General features: G+C 32.9%; 14 protein-coding genes and 1 tRNA gene. 10 read left to right on the top strand and 5 right to left on the bottom strand.

The window, feature by feature from the left end; all coding sequences use genetic code 11:
* The first annotated feature begins 80 nt into the window (after positions 1–80).
* Entirely contained in the window at positions 81–239 is a 159-nt protein-coding gene (locus IEV50_RS05895; RefSeq protein WP_188412300.1) for an LPXTG cell wall anchor domain-containing protein, read from the top strand.
* 8 nt (positions 240–247) lie between these two features.
* Here IEV50_RS05895 and IEV50_RS05890 read toward each other — a convergent pair whose 3' ends face one another.
* The 3 genes from IEV50_RS05890 to IEV50_RS05880 all read right to left on the bottom strand — a co-directional run bounded on the left by IEV50_RS05890 (position 248) and on the right by IEV50_RS05880 (position 2,786).
* The gene (locus IEV50_RS05890; protein WP_188412299.1) at positions 248–523 is read right to left on the bottom strand and encodes a hypothetical protein; all 276 of its coding nucleotides are present in this window, start codon (positions 521–523) and stop codon (positions 248–250) included.
* Positions 524–650: 127 nt separating this feature from the next.
* On the bottom strand, positions 651–1,859 hold the full coding sequence (locus IEV50_RS05885; protein WP_308785474.1) for a hypothetical protein: 1,209 nt from the start codon (positions 1,857–1,859) through the stop codon (positions 651–653).
* 105 nt (positions 1,860–1,964) lie between these two features.
* The gene (locus IEV50_RS05880) at positions 1,965–2,786 is read right to left on the bottom strand and encodes a lysophospholipid acyltransferase family protein (protein ID WP_188412298.1); all 822 of its coding nucleotides are present in this window, start codon (positions 2,784–2,786) and stop codon (positions 1,965–1,967) included.
* A gap of 255 nt (positions 2,787–3,041) precedes the next feature.
* Between IEV50_RS05880 and IEV50_RS05875 the strand changes: the two genes are divergently transcribed.
* Positions 3,042–3,233: a cold-shock protein gene (locus IEV50_RS05875; RefSeq protein ID WP_188412297.1), complete on the top strand. Its 192-nt coding sequence runs from the start codon at positions 3,042–3,044 to the stop codon at positions 3,231–3,233.
* 290 nt (positions 3,234–3,523) lie between these two features.
* Here IEV50_RS05875 and IEV50_RS05870 read toward each other — a convergent pair whose 3' ends face one another.
* Complete coding sequence (locus IEV50_RS05870; protein ID WP_188412296.1) at positions 3,524–5,275, bottom strand: bifunctional lysophospholipid acyltransferase family protein/GNAT family N-acetyltransferase; 1,752 nt, start codon at positions 5,273–5,275, stop codon at positions 3,524–3,526.
* Positions 5,276–5,369: 94 nt separating this feature from the next.
* On the opposite strand from IEV50_RS05870, the gene IEV50_RS05865 reads away from it, so the two are divergent.
* Positions 5,370–6,275 (top strand): ComEA family DNA-binding protein, encoded by a 906-nt coding sequence (locus IEV50_RS05865; RefSeq protein WP_188412295.1) that lies wholly within the window; start codon positions 5,370–5,372, stop codon positions 6,273–6,275.
* Between the two features lie 268 nt (positions 6,276–6,543).
* Entirely contained in the window at positions 6,544–7,698 is a 1,155-nt protein-coding gene (locus tag IEV50_RS05860; protein WP_188412294.1) for an acyl-CoA dehydrogenase family protein, read from the top strand.
* A 184-nt stretch (positions 7,699–7,882) separates the two neighbouring features.
* On the opposite strand, the gene IEV50_RS05855 is transcribed toward IEV50_RS05860, so the two are convergent.
* Positions 7,883–8,269, bottom strand: coding sequence for a hypothetical protein (locus IEV50_RS05855; RefSeq protein WP_188412293.1), 387 nt, complete (start codon positions 8,267–8,269; stop codon positions 7,883–7,885).
* Between the two features lie 626 nt (positions 8,270–8,895).
* Here IEV50_RS05855 and IEV50_RS05850 point away from each other — a divergent pair.
* The 6 genes from IEV50_RS05850 to IEV50_RS05825 all read left to right on the top strand — a co-directional run bounded on the left by IEV50_RS05850 (position 8,896) and on the right by IEV50_RS05825 (position 15,606).
* Positions 8,896–12,069, top strand: a complete 3,174-nt coding sequence (locus IEV50_RS05850) for a SusC/RagA family TonB-linked outer membrane protein (protein ID WP_188412292.1) — start codon at positions 8,896–8,898, stop codon at positions 12,067–12,069.
* A 16-nt stretch (positions 12,070–12,085) separates the two neighbouring features.
* Positions 12,086–13,537, top strand: a complete 1,452-nt coding sequence (locus IEV50_RS05845) for a RagB/SusD family nutrient uptake outer membrane protein (protein ID WP_188412291.1) — start codon at positions 12,086–12,088, stop codon at positions 13,535–13,537.
* Positions 13,538–13,721: 184 nt separating this feature from the next.
* The gene (gene rpsU / locus IEV50_RS05840) at positions 13,722–13,916 is read left to right on the top strand and encodes a 30S ribosomal protein S21 (protein ID WP_123205457.1); all 195 of its coding nucleotides are present in this window, start codon (positions 13,722–13,724) and stop codon (positions 13,914–13,916) included.
* A gap of 139 nt (positions 13,917–14,055) precedes the next feature.
* Entirely contained in the window at positions 14,056–14,940 is an 885-nt protein-coding gene (locus tag IEV50_RS05835) for a phage lytic cycle repressor MrpR family protein (RefSeq protein ID WP_188412290.1), read from the top strand.
* Between the two features lie 14 nt (positions 14,941–14,954).
* Positions 14,955–15,302: a ribosome hibernation-promoting factor, HPF/YfiA family gene (hpf, locus tag IEV50_RS05830; protein WP_188412289.1), complete on the top strand. Its 348-nt coding sequence runs from the start codon at positions 14,955–14,957 to the stop codon at positions 15,300–15,302.
* A gap of 231 nt (positions 15,303–15,533) precedes the next feature.
* Positions 15,534–15,606: transfer RNA gene (locus tag IEV50_RS05825), tRNA-Thr, on the top strand.
* The last annotated feature ends 6 nt before the right edge of the window (positions 15,607–15,612 follow it).

Genomic DNA, 15,612 nt, shown 5'->3' with positions numbered 1-15,612 from the left:
TATTATTATGTTAACAATATTGCGAATGTTAACAACCAAATTATTTAGCGTTACCTTTAATTAGTTAAAAGAACAAGTGTATGGATATCGATTATTTTATAATTGCAGGTGTAGTTGTTGTTTTATTTGTATTGCTTTTTCTTTTTCTGAGAAGGAATAAAAAAGATGAAAAAGAATTTGAAGAGGATGTTATTCAGGAAGAGTTGAACCCTGAAAAGCATAAAGAAGATAAATTTTAAATATTTTCTTAAATTATAGAACCTTTAGCTATACTTCCGCCCATATCCAATGCACTTTGAAACTCATCGAGGTATTGTAAAAGGTGCCTTTCTGCAGTTGCAAAAGAAGTAAAAGATGCTGATGGCTCGTGTGCATCAGCACTATTGTGGTTTTTGTAATATAAACTCGTTTGGAACACAAAAATATCTTGTTTGTTAATTGGAGACATAATTCGTGCTTTAACCGGGTTTGAATGTATCTCTGTAAAATACTCTTTCAAAACGTTGTAAATTGTTGGCTGCATAAGTAGTGATTTATTTATCCGATTTTAACAGAGAATAAAAATAGCTTAAATACAGCTACTTCAATGGTGTTATTGATTTAATAACATTTAGTTAACAATAAATTAACAGTATATTAATTCCTGCTTATCACTTTATCGGCTGGTAATCATACACAATTTTATAGGTTATATTTTTCAATTGAGCAGAAAGCTGCCCGATTTTTAAATTCTGAGGCTGAGGAGTTGGTTCACAAAAAGCATATTTCTTGCCATTGTAAATTAAAAAATCTCCTTTAAATGGTTTGTCAAAACCTACAGCCATAGTTAAATGTGTGGGGTATAAAAGTGCAACCATTGGCAGGTTGTAAATTTCTTTTACCAGATAAAAAAACAGTGCTGCCCTATCATCGCAATCGCTGTATTTATTTAAGAGCGTTTCTTCTGGTGATAAACGCTTTTCTTTCCCAAAATTATCCTGGTCACTTTCATATAGAAATGCATACCTGGTAAATCTCATTAAATAATCAACGCCTTTTTTTTGATTCATTCCATGCAAATTGTTTCTAAGCATGGGTATTAGCGAACTATAAGTTTCTCTACTTAACGGGATATTAAAATATGATTCGAAATCTACGCCTGGATAGTTGGCGAAAATTGACTCAACATTATTGTTAACTTTTAATTTAAAGTGATACGTTTTTTGCTTGTAGCTGAAATCTACATCTTTATCAATATAACTGTCTGGCTTAAAGTCCGGCATTCTAGTAACTTTATACGAAAAAGCATTTATAGCTTCTGGAATTGAAATATTAACGGGTTTGTAAGTATTAGCCTGCTTAAATAATTTTCCATAATCATGGTAGTTTAAACACATATATTTCTTGCCGTCAATAATGAAAAAGGGAATATCACTAATATCTTCGTCATTTCTTACGTAAAAAATAATTTGTCCGTTGCCAATGGCTAACCTGGCATCGTAACCACATTTGTTTATTAAAAACCATTTATATAAAGTATAGCGGGTATAATTTTCTGCTTTAGGGCTTATTTGTTCGGCAGTTTTACGAATAAGCTGATAGTAAATCCAGTCGTTTAGTTTATATTTTTCTTTATATGTTGTTAAAGCTGAAATTAAGGGTTTATAATTTCCATTGTTAACATCTTTGTAAAATTTTTTTATGCTTTCCGTAGAAATATCTTGAGATGCATTTGTAATAATTGAAGAATCTGCAATGAAATTGAAAGTGCCGTTATAAAATTCAAATGAATGATTCTGAGCTTTCATTTCTGTAAATGCAAACATCAGGCAAAAGCATAAAGTTGCGATTGAAGAATATTTATTAGCTGCTATTTTCAATTTAATATATTTGGTAATATTAAATTTACTTATAATTAATAATAAATCAACAATTTCTTTATGTAAAGATGCTATGATTAGTTAATGCAGAGGTAACAGTAAAATTTAATTTGGTCTTTTTTTATCTCCAAGTGCATATAGGCTTATTCTCAAGAATTTTAGGAGCGAAATATTGCATTCTTTTAAAGGGATTTGACTCGGGATAATTGGTTTGCCAATTTTAATTTTAAGCACATGACCGTTTTTATTAAACAGTTCTGAAATCAATTTTGCGGTTTGCAAGGAAGGATGTATAAGTTTTAACAAGCTAAAAAATAATCCATTATTACCATGGAAATAAACCGGTAGGATTGGCACGTTGGCTTTAGAAATTATTTTACCAACAACCGGATGCCACTCTCTATCTGTAATTTTGCGGGTTTTTATTTTAAAGGAAGAAACCTCTCCGGCAGGAAAAATTGCAACTGGTACTCCATCTTTCAAGGTTTTTAAAGTTATTTTTAATCCGCTGATGCTGGATGAATCCTGAACTTTTTCAAAAGGATTAACGGCGATAATACATTTTTCGAGATTGGGTATTTTCTTTAATAAAAAATTACCCATAAACATGGTATCGGGGCGATGTTTAGCGAGTGTACTTAATAAGGCCAATGATTCTATAGCACCATAAGGATGGTTTGCAATGGCTATGAATGCACCGTTAGCCGGTATATTTTTTATTTCATTTTCATCAATCTCTATTTTAATTCCTAATGTATCTATCAAATAGTTGGCAAATGGGGCACCCTCAAGGTTATCGGCATCTCTAATTATCGAGTTAAAGTTGTCGATTTTCATTACTTTCATTAAAAAAGATGTAAGCCCTGGTATCGGAACATTGCAAAGTCCGGTTGCTTTGGAAAAATCTGCCTTGGATATAAGTGTCATAGAGAATTTTTAAACTTGAGGATATTTTCAGGTTGTAATGTTTTAATCAACTAAATACAAGAAGGGGGGCTTTGTTGTTTTTTATAAAAGCCACACAACGCTCATACGGAGTACCTAAAGATAAAAGAATAATGTTAACTGCAAAATATTATCGTAATGAAAGTATGCCTTATTAGCCTAAATAACTTAAAATTAAATATTTATAAGCGTATAATAAACAGTTGCAATTAAGGTATAAATGAGTAAATTACCTGAATGGCTGAAGGAATTGTGTTGTTGTTTAATAAGTTGAAAGGTTTCGGTTTTATTCTGTCTGACTTAAAAGAGTTTCATTTTAGGGAATCGAACGTTAAAGGTGTAATTTTTACCTTTGATTTAGTAACATTTGATGTGCAGAATACACTAAATGGGCAGGAAGCTTACAATATAAAAAAATTAATAAGGTAGTAGATAAGAAATAGAAAACATAATTTATCTGTTTCAAAGTGCCTTTATTCATTTTGATATTAAATTAAAATCTACTTAAGAATTGCAAAATGAGATTTAATAATTTAAATCAGATATTGTAGGCACTTTCATAAATAGTTATTATTAAAAAATTAAATAGATTTTATAACATTTTATTAATGTTGAGATAATGCGCTAACCTCATATTTGCATCATAAATATTTGGTTAGTATTTATAAAGTTAGGTTAGTTGATACGAAAAAACCCGAATGGATATTCGGGTTTTTCTATTAAAGGTTTTTACCTAATTTTTCCAGCATTTCTGGTGGTATATTATGCGTATCTACTAGTAAAAAGCCATCAAGGCAATCAGAAAATTTGGGGTCTATGTTAAAAGAGATAATCTTTGCATTCAAATTCATATACTGCCTTAATAAAACAGGCACTTTAATGTGCGAATTTTCAATATCGCCAATAATGCTATCTAAATCTTTAAAGGAGTCGCTACTATCTACCAAAGTATCTGTAGAAATGGGCAACAAATCTGCTTTGAATTTATTTCTCGGCCTAACATATTTGGCCATTTCATAATCGAAGTGGTTTTTGGTAATATAATCTACAATTAAGGCTTTGCTAAATTTTGAAAAATTATTGCTAATGCTTACCGGCCCAAACATGTACCGATATTGAGGGTTATCAATCAAGTATTTTAAAATTCCTTTCCAAAGTAAAAATAGGGGAAGGGGTTTACCTTGATATTCTTTTCTAATCCAAGAACGCCCAAGTTCAATGCCTTGCCTTAACATTGGGTAAAACTGATCTTTTATTTTAAACAATTCTGACAAGTAAAAACCACGGCGGCCCATGCTTTCTAAAATCTCATCTCCTTTACCAATTCTATACGCACCAACAATATTTTCTAAATCTTTATCCCATATAAAAAGATGGTTGTAGTAGATATCATAGTTATCTAAATCGATTTTTTTGTTGGTTCCTTCGCCAACCTCACGAAAAGTAATTTCTCGCAAGCGACCAATTTCTCTTAAAATATTAGGTATTTTTAAGGTTGGAACAATGTAAACTTCATAATTTTTTTCAGTCCAAACTTTAAAATCTTCTAATGTGGTTACTTCCTCTTTTATTAATATTCTGGAAGTTTCTTCTATTATTTCAGCAGGTTTCTTTTTAATCTTAAATAACTTTAGCGGATTAAAAAGTTTCTTTTCTGTATCCAGGCCAACACCTAAAGCATAGGTACGGGCTCTTAAAAAGTCCATTAGCTTATTGCTGCTGTTCATGTGCGAAATCTCATCGAGTGCAATTGATTTCCCAATTCTTACTCTAATGGTTCTACCATGTTTATTCAGGAATTCTGATGGCAACTTTGCAGTACGTAGCGTTGGATGGATAAAACTTAAAATGTTAAATAAAACCCCATTATTGCCATGAAAATAAATTGGAACAACAGGTACTTTAGCTTTTGCAATTAATTTGCCAACCACCGGATGCCACATTCTATCGGTTACTTGCTGTGCATCTAATTTAAATGTAGAAACTTCGCCAGCAGGGAAAATTCCAATTGGTATGCCACTTCTAAGTAAATCGAAAGTTGTTTTCAAGCCGCTAATGCTTGATGAATGCTGAACGTTTTCGAATGGATTTACAGCGACAAAAAATTCATCAAGATTGGGAATTTTTTTTAAGATAAAGTTTACCATAACCTTTGCATCGGGGCGAACTGTACATAAAAGTTTAACTAAAGCCAGGCCTTCTACACCACCGTAAGGATGGTTTGCTATCGCAATAAATGGTCCGGTTTTGGGTATGCTGTTTAGTTCATCTTCATCAAAATCTATGGTTACACCAATGGTTTCTAAAATCTTATCTACAAACTCTAAACCTTTAAAGTGCTGATTTTGGGAGAAAACATCGTTAATGTCATTCAGTTTCATGATTTCCATCATCAAACCTGCTAATCCTGGAACACCCAATTTATCTATCTTCGTCGCCTTTGCAAATTCTGAGGTAGTAATAATCTTCATAAAAAATAATTAGCTTGTTGAAACGCCAAACAGCAAGTGTTTTGCAATTCCAAAAATAAGATTTATATTTATAATACACATGTAATATCATATAATGAGAATTTGGCTCAACAAATACTTTGGTTTCAGTAAAGGCGAATTCAATGGACTAGTACTTTTAATCGTCATTATTGCAATATTAAAATCTTCTCCCATAATATACAACTATTACAAGCCTGTAGAAAAAGATAACCCAAACTTATTGGCTTCAATTGGAAAGATAAAAATTACAGATCAAGATCAGGATAATTATCATATCACTCGTGATATAATAGAGCGTTCTAACAGTAAACCTGTAGCAAAATTATTTAAATTTGATCCTAATACGATTGATGTAGAAGATTGGCAAACGCTTGGTTTATCTCTAAAACAATCTCAATCCATTATAAATTACCGAAATAAAGGAGGTAAGTTTTATAAAGGAGAAGACTTGCAACGGATGTATACTATTTCACCAGAAATGTATAAAAAGCTTTTGCCTTATGTTGAGATAGAAAGTGAAAATTTAAACTTTTCTAAAAAGGTTTTTGAATACGAGAAAAAAGAATATGTTAAAAAGGCATTAGTTGTTGTAGAAATTAATCGGGCAGACTCTGCAGGGTTGGATCAAATAAAAGGTATAGGGCCTGCTTTTGCATCAAGAATTATAAAATACCGTGAACGTTTAGGCGGCTTTTATAAAAAGGAACAGCTTATGGAAGTTTATGGTTTGGATTCCGTAAGGTATAATGAGATAAAAGATCAGGTTTCGGTTAATGCTGGGGCTTTAAGAATAATAAATATCAATGCTGCCGATTTCAATACTTTAAAAACCTTACCTTATTTGTCGTACAAGCAAATTAATGCCATTATTCAGTATAGAAAACAGCATGGTAGTTATAATAGCTCAAATGATTTAAAGAAAGTTGCGATTCTTACACCACAAGTTGTAGATAAAATACTTCCATATCTATCTTTTTAAGAAATAATATTCAATCAAGAATGCAATTATTGAATTTGCATTAAATCTTCATTTGGCGCTCAAACTCACTCCATTAAGGTTTAATCAGATATTTACTTAAAATAAAATTAATATTCTTTTTTTGAAGTTTATCAATGTTTAAAATTAAGATTCAAAAGAATTGAACCAAATACCATTTCGTTCTGCAATTTGACAAACATTTATTGGTAAATAACTATGAAATAAATGTTTATCATTGCCACTTCTAACCATAAAAAATAAATAATTAATGAGCGTGAGTTATAATTTTTCAGAGACTGAAACCCAGGTAAATGTTAAGGCGATGGTAAAGGATTTTGCCGAAAAACACATTCGTCCGAATATAATGGAATGGGATGAAGCACAAACTTTCCCAATAGAATTGTTTAAACAATTGGGAGAACTTGGGCTAATGGGTGTTTTAGTACCAGAAGAATATGGTGGCTCAGGTTTGGGCTACCAGGAATATGTTGATGTTATTGTTGAAGTTTCAAGAGTTTGTGGTTCAATCGGACTATCCTTAGCAGCTCACAATTCTTTATGTACCGGGCACATTTTAGCTTTTGGTAATGAAGAACAAAAGCGAAAATGGTTACCGAAATTAGCAACCGCAGAATGGATAGGTGCCTGGGGATTAACCGAAGCAAATACAGGTTCTGATGCTTTAAGAATGATGACAACTGCCGTTGAAGATGGTGATGATTATATAATTAACGGTGCAAAAAACTGGATAACACATGGGAAAAGTGGCGATGTTGCTGTTGTTATGGTGCGTACTGGCGAGCAGGGAAGCTCAAAAGGAATATCTGCTATCGTAGTAGAGCGTGGCACGCCAGGTTTTTCTGCCGGAAAAAAAGAAAATAAGTTAGGTATGCGAGCATCAGAAACCACTGAAATGATTTTTGATAATTGCCGTGTACCAAAGGCAAATTTGCTTGGAAATGTTGGCGAAGGTTTTAAGCAGGCTATGAAAGTTTTAGATGGTGGAAGAATTTCGATTGCTGCATTAGGTTTAGGTATTGCTAAGGGTGCTTTTGATGCTGCGGTATCGTATTCAAAACAACGTCAGCAGTTCGGGCAACCAATCTCTAGCTTTCAGGCCATTAGTTTTAAGCTTGCAGATATGGCTACTGATATTGAAGCAGCAGAATTGTTGATACGCCAGGCAGCAGATTTGAAAAACAGGCATTTGCCCATGACTAAAGAGTCGGCAATGGCTAAGTACTTTTCATCGGAAGTTGCTGTACGGGTATCAACCGAAGCCGTTCAAATTTTTGGAGGTTATGGTTATACAAAAGATTTTCCTGTAGAAAAATTTTATCGCGATAGTAAATTATGTACAATAGGAGAGGGTACTTCTGAAATACAAAAGATTGTAATTGCAAGAGAAATATTATCAAGGTAGAGTATTTTAAGGTAAAAGGTTTAGGGCTTTATGCATTAACTTTCTACCTTAAACCTTCCGCCTTCTACCTTATTAAAAACCAAATATATTATGAGTAATCCGGAAGGTTTAAATACCTCCGGATTTTTTTGTTAATTTTTACAAAGCTTATTGAGTATGTAATTGTTTTTCTTAACGAACAACTTTACTGAGGTAAATCTTTTGTAGAAATAACACTATCTACAACATATACAGAAAATCCTCTCCACGGAAGTGTATTTTTGTATTCTTTGTAGTGTAATTCGTAAAACTTACCACTGTTTGCCATCATTTTCTCAGCAATTTCTTTGCTTCCGATAGAAAATTCGAACTCATTATTTTGAAGTGTTCCTGTTTGGCGAGATTTTATACCACTTTGAATTAGCTTTCCTTCATAGGTTTTAAACATATAGCCTTTTTTTACAACATAATTTAATTCGCCTGCTTTAACGCCTTCGCCAAAAACGAAAAAGTACCTGTAATAAGCCAGACCTGCAATGATTAATATTGCAATTACTATAATAATTGAGGTTATTTTTTTTCCTGCTGTCATTGTATGCTTTTTTAATATTTAAAAGTAATAAAACAATAGTGAAAGTTCTTTTAAAAAAAAATAAAATTAAATATTTTATGAGATTCTGTATAAGTAGCGTTACGAAATTAATTTTATTTAATAATCTTATTAATATCAATAACCTAAGTTTTTTATTTATTTTTTATGTTAAAAATTAAATTTATGAGTAATTGTCTAGTTTTTTCATGTTTAAATTTAAGTTTATTCTAAATTATCTAGAATTTATAATGTTTTTTATGATTTTTTGGTATAATAAATTATATTTTTATTTAATAACTAATATAATAGGTTGTTTTTAATGTAAAAATTATATATAATTTATATTTTATATTCTTTTTTTGGTTTTATTTTTTGTTTTTTTAGATAATCAAAACTAAAACAAACTATTTTAAATTTTTTTTGGCGATTTTATGTTGATAATTTAAGTTTTATCAATTTATTCTGCTTGATATCTTTAAAATTTTTAAAAAAATCAGACCCTGGGTGAATTTTTCTCGTAGTTAGGCTTTTTTTTTAGAGCTTATTGTTGATTTTTTTTAGGATTGATCTTTTATAGAACACAATTTCCTCATTTATAATTAATCATAATCCTAAAACTAAAAAGTATGAAAGAAAAACTACTCGTTTTGTTCCTTCTGGCTGTGCTGAGCTTCTCAGTACAAGCGCAACAGAAGAAGATTACAGGAAAGGTAACCTCAATAAAAGATGGGCTTCCAATTCCTGGAGTTTCTGTTGTTGTTCCAGGGGCGAGAATTGTGGCTCAAACCGGGCCCGATGGTATTTATTCGATATCTGTTCCTAATGAAGCTAAATCCCTTATTTTTCGTTTCATTGGCTTTACCGCAAAAACAGTTTCAATTAATTCTTCTATTGTGAATGCAGCATTAGAAGAAGAAAGTAATTCGCTAACAGATGTCATTGTTACGGGTTACTCTACCTTTAAAAAAGCTGATAACATAGGTTCAATATCTACTATTTCAGGTAAAGAATTTGAAAACAAGGCTATTCAAAGTTTTGACCAGGCGCTGGGTGGAAAGGCCGCCGGTGTTCAGATAACAATTCCAAATGGTGTATTAAATAATCCTCCGGTAATTCGTATTCGTGGTACAAACTCTATCTCATTGAGTTCATATCCTTTAATTATTGTTGATGGGGTTGCTACCTATACGGGAGATGTAAGTGGTTCAAGTGCACCTGGTAATGCGTTGTCCAGCATCAATCCTAATGATATTGAACGGTTAGAGGTTTTAAAAGATGCTGCTGCATCTGCAATTTATGGAAGTAGAGGCGCCAATGGTGTTATTGTAATTACTACCAAAAAAGGTAAGCCAGGTAAAGCAGTTGTATCCTATGATGCATGGGTAAGTTCAACAGAAGCCAGGCGCTTACCAATACTTTTGGATGCTTATCAATATACTGATTTAAAAAATGAAGGTTTGAGAAATGCAGGTACTTATGATATTACAAACCCAAATTTAGCTAGCCGAAGGTATTTTGCATTATCAAATGATGCCGCTGGAAATGTAATTAATACAAATTGGTATGATTATATTTATAGGACTGGCTTTTCACACAATAACTCTTTAAGTATTTCTGGTGGAAGTGAATCTACAAATTATTATTTATCTGGAAGTTACACAAACCAGCAAGGTATTGTAACCAATAATAATTACAACAGAAAAGCCGCCTTATTCAAAGTAGATCATAGAGAAGGAAAAATATTTGTTGTAGGCGGTAAAATATCTTACTCTAATGAGGAAAATTTATCTGCAACTTCTACAGGATCTCTTGCAGGTGAAGCATTTGGTACAGGTGGTTTAGGTCGTTTAGCGATTGTTACGGCACCAAATGTTTCTCCTTATAATAATGATGGGTCTTATAGTGTATTTAATGCAACTACGATTGGAAGGGGTGCAAATGTAGGTTCTGATGTAGGTTTTTATAATCCTGCTGCAGTATTGAATTTAGATCGCTCAAATAATGAGATCAATCATATCCAGTCTAACATTTATTTACAAGCGAATATAACACCCTGGTTATTTGCGAAATCAGTTTATGGTATTGATTATATTTTCTCTGACAATGATTCCTTTGCCAATCCTATAAATGGTGGTTCTGCAGCCGCTGGTGGTTCTGCGGCTGAAAGTTTAAATAAAAATAAAAGATGGGTTTTAACAAATACCATTCAGGCGGATAAAACTTTTGGCGAAAAACATAATTTTTCTTTACTATTGGGTAACGAGCAACAAAGAAGTACATCTTTAGGTTTTGGAGCCAGTAGAACTACCTTGTCCGATCCTGCTTTTAATGTGTTTGCTGCAGGATATGCCACCCCTGCAGTAAATGTTGCCAATATGGGTGAAAATTATTTGGTTTCATTTTTTAGTGGCTTAACTTATAATTATAATAAAAAATATTATGTAAATGCAAACATTCGTCAGGATGAATATTCTGCATTTGGAGCTGATAATAAGAAAGGTGTTTTTTATGGTGTTGCTTTAGGCTGGGAAATTGCACAAGAAAAATTCTGGTCGAAATTAGGCTTAGATAAAACCTTCACAAGTTTCAAAATCCGAGGTTCATACGGTACAGTTGGTAATACAAATGGTTTAGGAAACTTAGCCTCATATTCATTCTACTCAACCGGCTTATATAACGGAGCATCTACATTGGTTCCGAGTCAAACGGGAAACGATCAAATTGGATGGGAGGAAAGCAAGAAGCTAGATTTAGGTTTCAATTTTGGTATTCTTAATGATAGAATTACTGTGGAAGCTGCTTATTATAAAAACAAGCTTGATGGTTTAATTTATAACGTGCCACAGGTTCCTTCTGCGGGTTTACCTAGTACCCCTCAGCTTAACATTGCTTCCATGTACAATAAAGGTTTTGAGTTTGCTATCACTGCAGATGCTGTTCGTACACAAGATTTTAGCTGGTCTCCATCATTTAATATTTCGTATAATAAAAATGAAGTTCTTTCACTATCAGATGGTTTAACACAGTTTATTCAGGCAACTTCGAGTTTAGAATCTGCAAGTATTTCTAAAGTTGGTGGTCCTCTTGGTATGATATATGCCGTACAAACTGCTGGTGTAGACCCTGCAACTGGAAGACGTATTTTTATTGAAAAATCTACCGGAAAAAAAGTGCTTTATCAACAAGTTGCACCGGCTGGTCAATTCAGATATTCTTACGAGGACGGTACTGAGGCAAAAAACGGAATATCTCTAAATAATGATGGTATTCCTTATAGAAATACGCAACCAAAATTTTCTGGAGGTTTTGATAATACATTTAGATATAAACAGTTTGACTTAGGCTTAACTTTTACTTACCAACTCGGTTTTTACATTTATTATGGAACTAATTCTGGATTAAGAGATCAGCGTTTCTGGAATAATTCTACTGATATGTTGAGAAGGTGGACTACTCCTGGACAAGAAACAGATATTCCAAAAATTGTAAATGGAGATAACGTATCAAACGGATCATCTTTTCCAATTGATGTAAATGTTTTCAAAGGCGACTTTTTGAAATTGAGAAGTGCAACTTTCGGTTATACATTTCCTAAAAATATTGTATCAAGATTAAAACTATCCAGTGCCAGATTATATGTTAGCGGTAACAATTTAATCATCCTTACCAAATATCCTGGTTCTGATCCTGAAGTTTCGTCTAATGGTAACTCAATCGGAGGAAACGCTTCACAAGGTGTTGAAAGAAATTCTGTAGGCAATGGAAGGGCTTTTACCGCAGGTTTATCTGTTAAGTTTTAACGAACAAGAAAGAATTATGAAAAAGAAAATATTATATTTTACTTGCATCACAATAGGTTTATTAACCAGTTGTAAGAAAGAATTACTAACGCCTGAATCGCAAACTGCGGTTGCAACTTTAGATTACGCTCAGTTTTCTACTGTTGGAAGAATTCAGGGGCAAGTTTTAGGTTTATATGCAGGATTAAGGGCTGGAGATTTTTATGGCAGCAGGTATCTTGTTTACAATGATTTAAGAGCAGATAACTTCCTGGCTCAAAGCAGTAACTCTGTAACGGCTTACCAAACCTATAATTATACCTTAGGTAATGGTGCGCAAGAAGTAACAGATTTTTGGGCTTCTGCTTACAGCACCATTAATCGATGTAACCTATTTATTGAGGGTATGGCTGCTAAAGGAACTTCTGTAATTGGAGATGCAATAGCAAAGAATTATATAGCAGAAGCCAAGCTTGTAAGAGCGATTAGTTATTATAGTTTGCTACAACTTTATGCCAGGCCTTATTATGATGGACAAGGTTCGAAACCAGGTTTGCCTTTACGTTTAACCGGGAATTCTGTTGCTGGAAATTACGATTTAGCCAGAAGTTCTACTAGTGTTATTTATACACAAATTTTAAAAGACCTGAACGAAGCAGAAGTTGATCTTCCACTAAATTATGGAACCGTAGCAGTAACCAATACAACACGTGGTCATCGCAATACGGCTATTGCTTTTAAAACGCGGGTTTATTTAACTATGCAACGATATGCAGATGTTATAACAGAGGCAAATAAGATAGTTAGTGCATCTGCACCATTTGTTGCTAGTACAGGTGTTCCGTTGGCGCTGCAAAGCGACGTTACAAATGTTTTCAAAACACCTTACACTACAAGCGAATCTATTCTTTCTATGCCATTTGTTACTGGTACGGAAGCAGCAGGAGGTCAAAGTGCATTGGGCTCGTACTATTTCGGTGTAAAATTATACTCTTTAAACCCTGATGGAATAATTGGCGACGCAACGATTAAAGCAGTTGATAAAAGGCGATCTTTTATTACCATTTCAGGAAACTTACCTTATTTATCTAAATTTCCAACGCTAGCGGCTGCGGGATATGCCGATTATGTTCCTGTAATCAGGTATGCTGAAGTACTATTAAATTTAGGTGAGGCCCGTGCCAGAAGCACAAACTCACTTGATGCACAAAGTGTAGCATTACTTAACGCAGTTAGAACAAGATCTGATGCAACTACTGTATTTACTGCAGCAAGTTTTGCATCTCCTCAAGCACTATTTGATGCTTTTCTAAAAGAAAGAAATATCGAATTTTTAGGAGAAGGTTTGCGTAGTCCTGATTTGCTACGACTAGGACTAACAATACCTGGAAAGGGAAATGTTCCGTCTGTTGCACCAACATCTACTCAATACATTTGGCCAATTTCTGGAACCGAGCTGTTATACAATAAGTTAATGACTGATAACTAAATTGACTTAATTTCATAAAAACGCCCCAATAAAAATGAGGGCGTTTTTATGTTAGAAAAAAAGCTAATAGCCCTTTGCATATTTTTTTTGTAAAAACCTTTCTCATTTTTAATATTTTACTTACATTTGCATCCCTTACAATAAGGACAAATTAAAAAACCACGAGAGGAGGTATTTCAGCGTTATGATTATTATTAACATTAAAGACGGCGAATCATTAGATAAAGCCCTTAAACGTTTCAAGAAAAAGTTTGAGAAAACAGGTGTATTGAGAGAATTACGTAGCCGTCAGGCATACGAGAAAAAATCTGTAGCCCGTCGTACTGAAATTAAACATGCTGTTTACATTCAAAACATGAATTTAGATACAACTGTATAGTTGTTTACTATATAAATTTAATTAATGCCTTCAGGATTTTTTCTGAGGGCATTTTTTTATGTAAAATTTTCAGTTAATAATTTCTTAATATTAAAACTATTAGTAACTTCATTCTCAATGCAGGATTAATATATACTAAATGTTGTTGAATAGTTTTCTAACATATTTATCACACGAGAAACGTTTTTCTCCGCATACTATAACTTCTTATCAAACCGATTTGACTCAGTTTGAAGAATATATCAACGCAACTTTCGAATCAGATTTCCTGGTAATTAAACATCCCCACATTCGAAGTTACATGGTGGATTTAATGGAGCAAAAATTATCAGAAAGTACTATTAACCGTAAAATATCAGCATTAAGAAGCTTCTATAAATTTTTACTTCGAGCGCATAAAATTTCTCAAAACCCAATGCTTTTAATTAAAGCGCCTAAAATTCCTAAGCGCTTACCTACTTTTGTCGAATCGCATAAGTTGGATATTCTTTTAGATTCTCCTGATCACTTTAATGATAGTTTTAGTTCAGTCAGGGATAATTTAATAATCGAATTGCTATTTGGCACCGGAATGCGATTAACCGAACTTCTTCAGTTAAAAGAAGCTGATATTGATGGGTATTCAGGCACAATTAAAGTTTTAGGAAAAAGAAACAAGGAACGAATTATCCCTATAAATAAACAGCTTATTAATCAGTTAAATAACTATATTGAGAAAAAAAAGTTGCAAAGCTTTGATAACAATTTGCTCCAATTAATCGTTACCAATACTGGTTCAGCGGCATATCCAAAGTTGATATATCGTATTGTACGTTCTTATTTAAGTATTGTTTCTAGTAATGATAAAAAAAGCCCGCACGTATTACGCCATAGCTATGCAACCAGTTTGCTTAATGCAGGTGCTGATTTAAATGCCATTAAAGAACTTTTAGGCCATGCAAGTTTGGCTGCAACACAGGTTTACACACACAATTCAATCGAAAGATTAAAAACAGTTTATAAACAAGCCCATCCAAAGGCGTAAAAAAAGGAGGAAAAATGAAAATCGGAGTTCAATCAATCCACTTCAGTGCAGACAGTAAGTTGTTAGATTTTATACAGAAGAAGGCAAATAAGCTCGATCAGTTTTTTGACCAGATTATTAGTGGTGAAGTGTATTTAAAGTTAGAGAATGTAGAAGATGAGGTCAACAAAATAAGCGAGATAAAGCTGATTGTGCCGGGAGGAACTTTATTCGCTAAAGAACAATGTAAATCATTTGAAGAGGCTACAGACCTTGCAATTGAATCGTTAAGGAAGCAAATCACCAAGCATAAAGAAAAAACCAGAAAAAAAATTAGCGAGCAGAAAATAATATTAATCGAAAGCGAAATATCTGATTACTAAGCAACTATTTTTTTTAAATTTGTATAAAAAATTAGCGGGTCTGTAGGCTCGCTAATTTTTTTTTAATTTTATTTTGAATAGAAATATAAATGTGTAGATTTGCATTCCAATTCGGAAAGGGGGTTACCCTAAATAAAGGAATGGATAGTTCTGTGAAAGTATAATATTTTATAAAATACGCATTCAATTGTTTGAAAAACCAATTTTTAAACATAGAGTATAAAAATAAAAGCCTCCTTAGCTCAGCTGGTAGAGCAACTGACTTGTAATCAGTAGGTCATTGGTTCGATTCCGATAGGAGGCTCTTTTT

This window comes from Pedobacter mendelii (assembly GCF_014635725.1).
Lineage (GTDB): Bacteria > Bacteroidota > Bacteroidia > Sphingobacteriales > Sphingobacteriaceae > Pedobacter > Pedobacter mendelii.
The sequence above is the reverse complement of the archived record's forward strand: the minus strand, read 5'-3'. Positions and strand labels throughout refer to the sequence as shown.

Excerpts from the sequence above, each read along its gene's own strand:
- IEV50_RS05895 (WP_188412300.1), top strand. The coding sequence starts at position 81 with ATGGATATCGATTATTTTATAATTGCAGGTGTAGTTGTTGTTTTATTT.
- IEV50_RS05890 (WP_188412299.1), bottom strand. The coding sequence starts at position 523 with ATGCAGCCAACAATTTACAACGTTTTGAAAGAGTATTTTACAGAGATA.
- IEV50_RS05880 (WP_188412298.1), bottom strand. The coding sequence starts at position 2,786 with ATGACACTTATATCCAAGGCAGATTTTTCCAAAGCAACCGGACTTTGC.
- IEV50_RS05875 (WP_188412297.1), top strand. The coding sequence starts at position 3,042 with ATGGCTGAAGGAATTGTGTTGTTGTTTAATAAGTTGAAAGGTTTCGGT.
- IEV50_RS05870 (WP_188412296.1), bottom strand. The coding sequence starts at position 5,275 with ATGAAGATTATTACTACCTCAGAATTTGCAAAGGCGACGAAGATAGAT.
- IEV50_RS05865 (WP_188412295.1), top strand. The coding sequence starts at position 5,370 with ATGAGAATTTGGCTCAACAAATACTTTGGTTTCAGTAAAGGCGAATTC.
- IEV50_RS05860 (WP_188412294.1), top strand. The coding sequence starts at position 6,544 with ATGAGCGTGAGTTATAATTTTTCAGAGACTGAAACCCAGGTAAATGTT.
- IEV50_RS05855 (WP_188412293.1), bottom strand. The coding sequence starts at position 8,269 with ATGACAGCAGGAAAAAAAATAACCTCAATTATTATAGTAATTGCAATA.
- IEV50_RS05850 (WP_188412292.1), top strand. The coding sequence starts at position 8,896 with ATGAAAGAAAAACTACTCGTTTTGTTCCTTCTGGCTGTGCTGAGCTTC.
- IEV50_RS05845 (WP_188412291.1), top strand. The coding sequence starts at position 12,086 with ATGAAAAAGAAAATATTATATTTTACTTGCATCACAATAGGTTTATTA.
- rpsU (WP_123205457.1), top strand. The coding sequence starts at position 13,722 with ATGATTATTATTAACATTAAAGACGGCGAATCATTAGATAAAGCCCTT.
- IEV50_RS05835 (WP_188412290.1), top strand. The coding sequence starts at position 14,056 with ATGTTGTTGAATAGTTTTCTAACATATTTATCACACGAGAAACGTTTT.
- hpf (WP_188412289.1), top strand. The coding sequence starts at position 14,955 with ATGAAAATCGGAGTTCAATCAATCCACTTCAGTGCAGACAGTAAGTTG.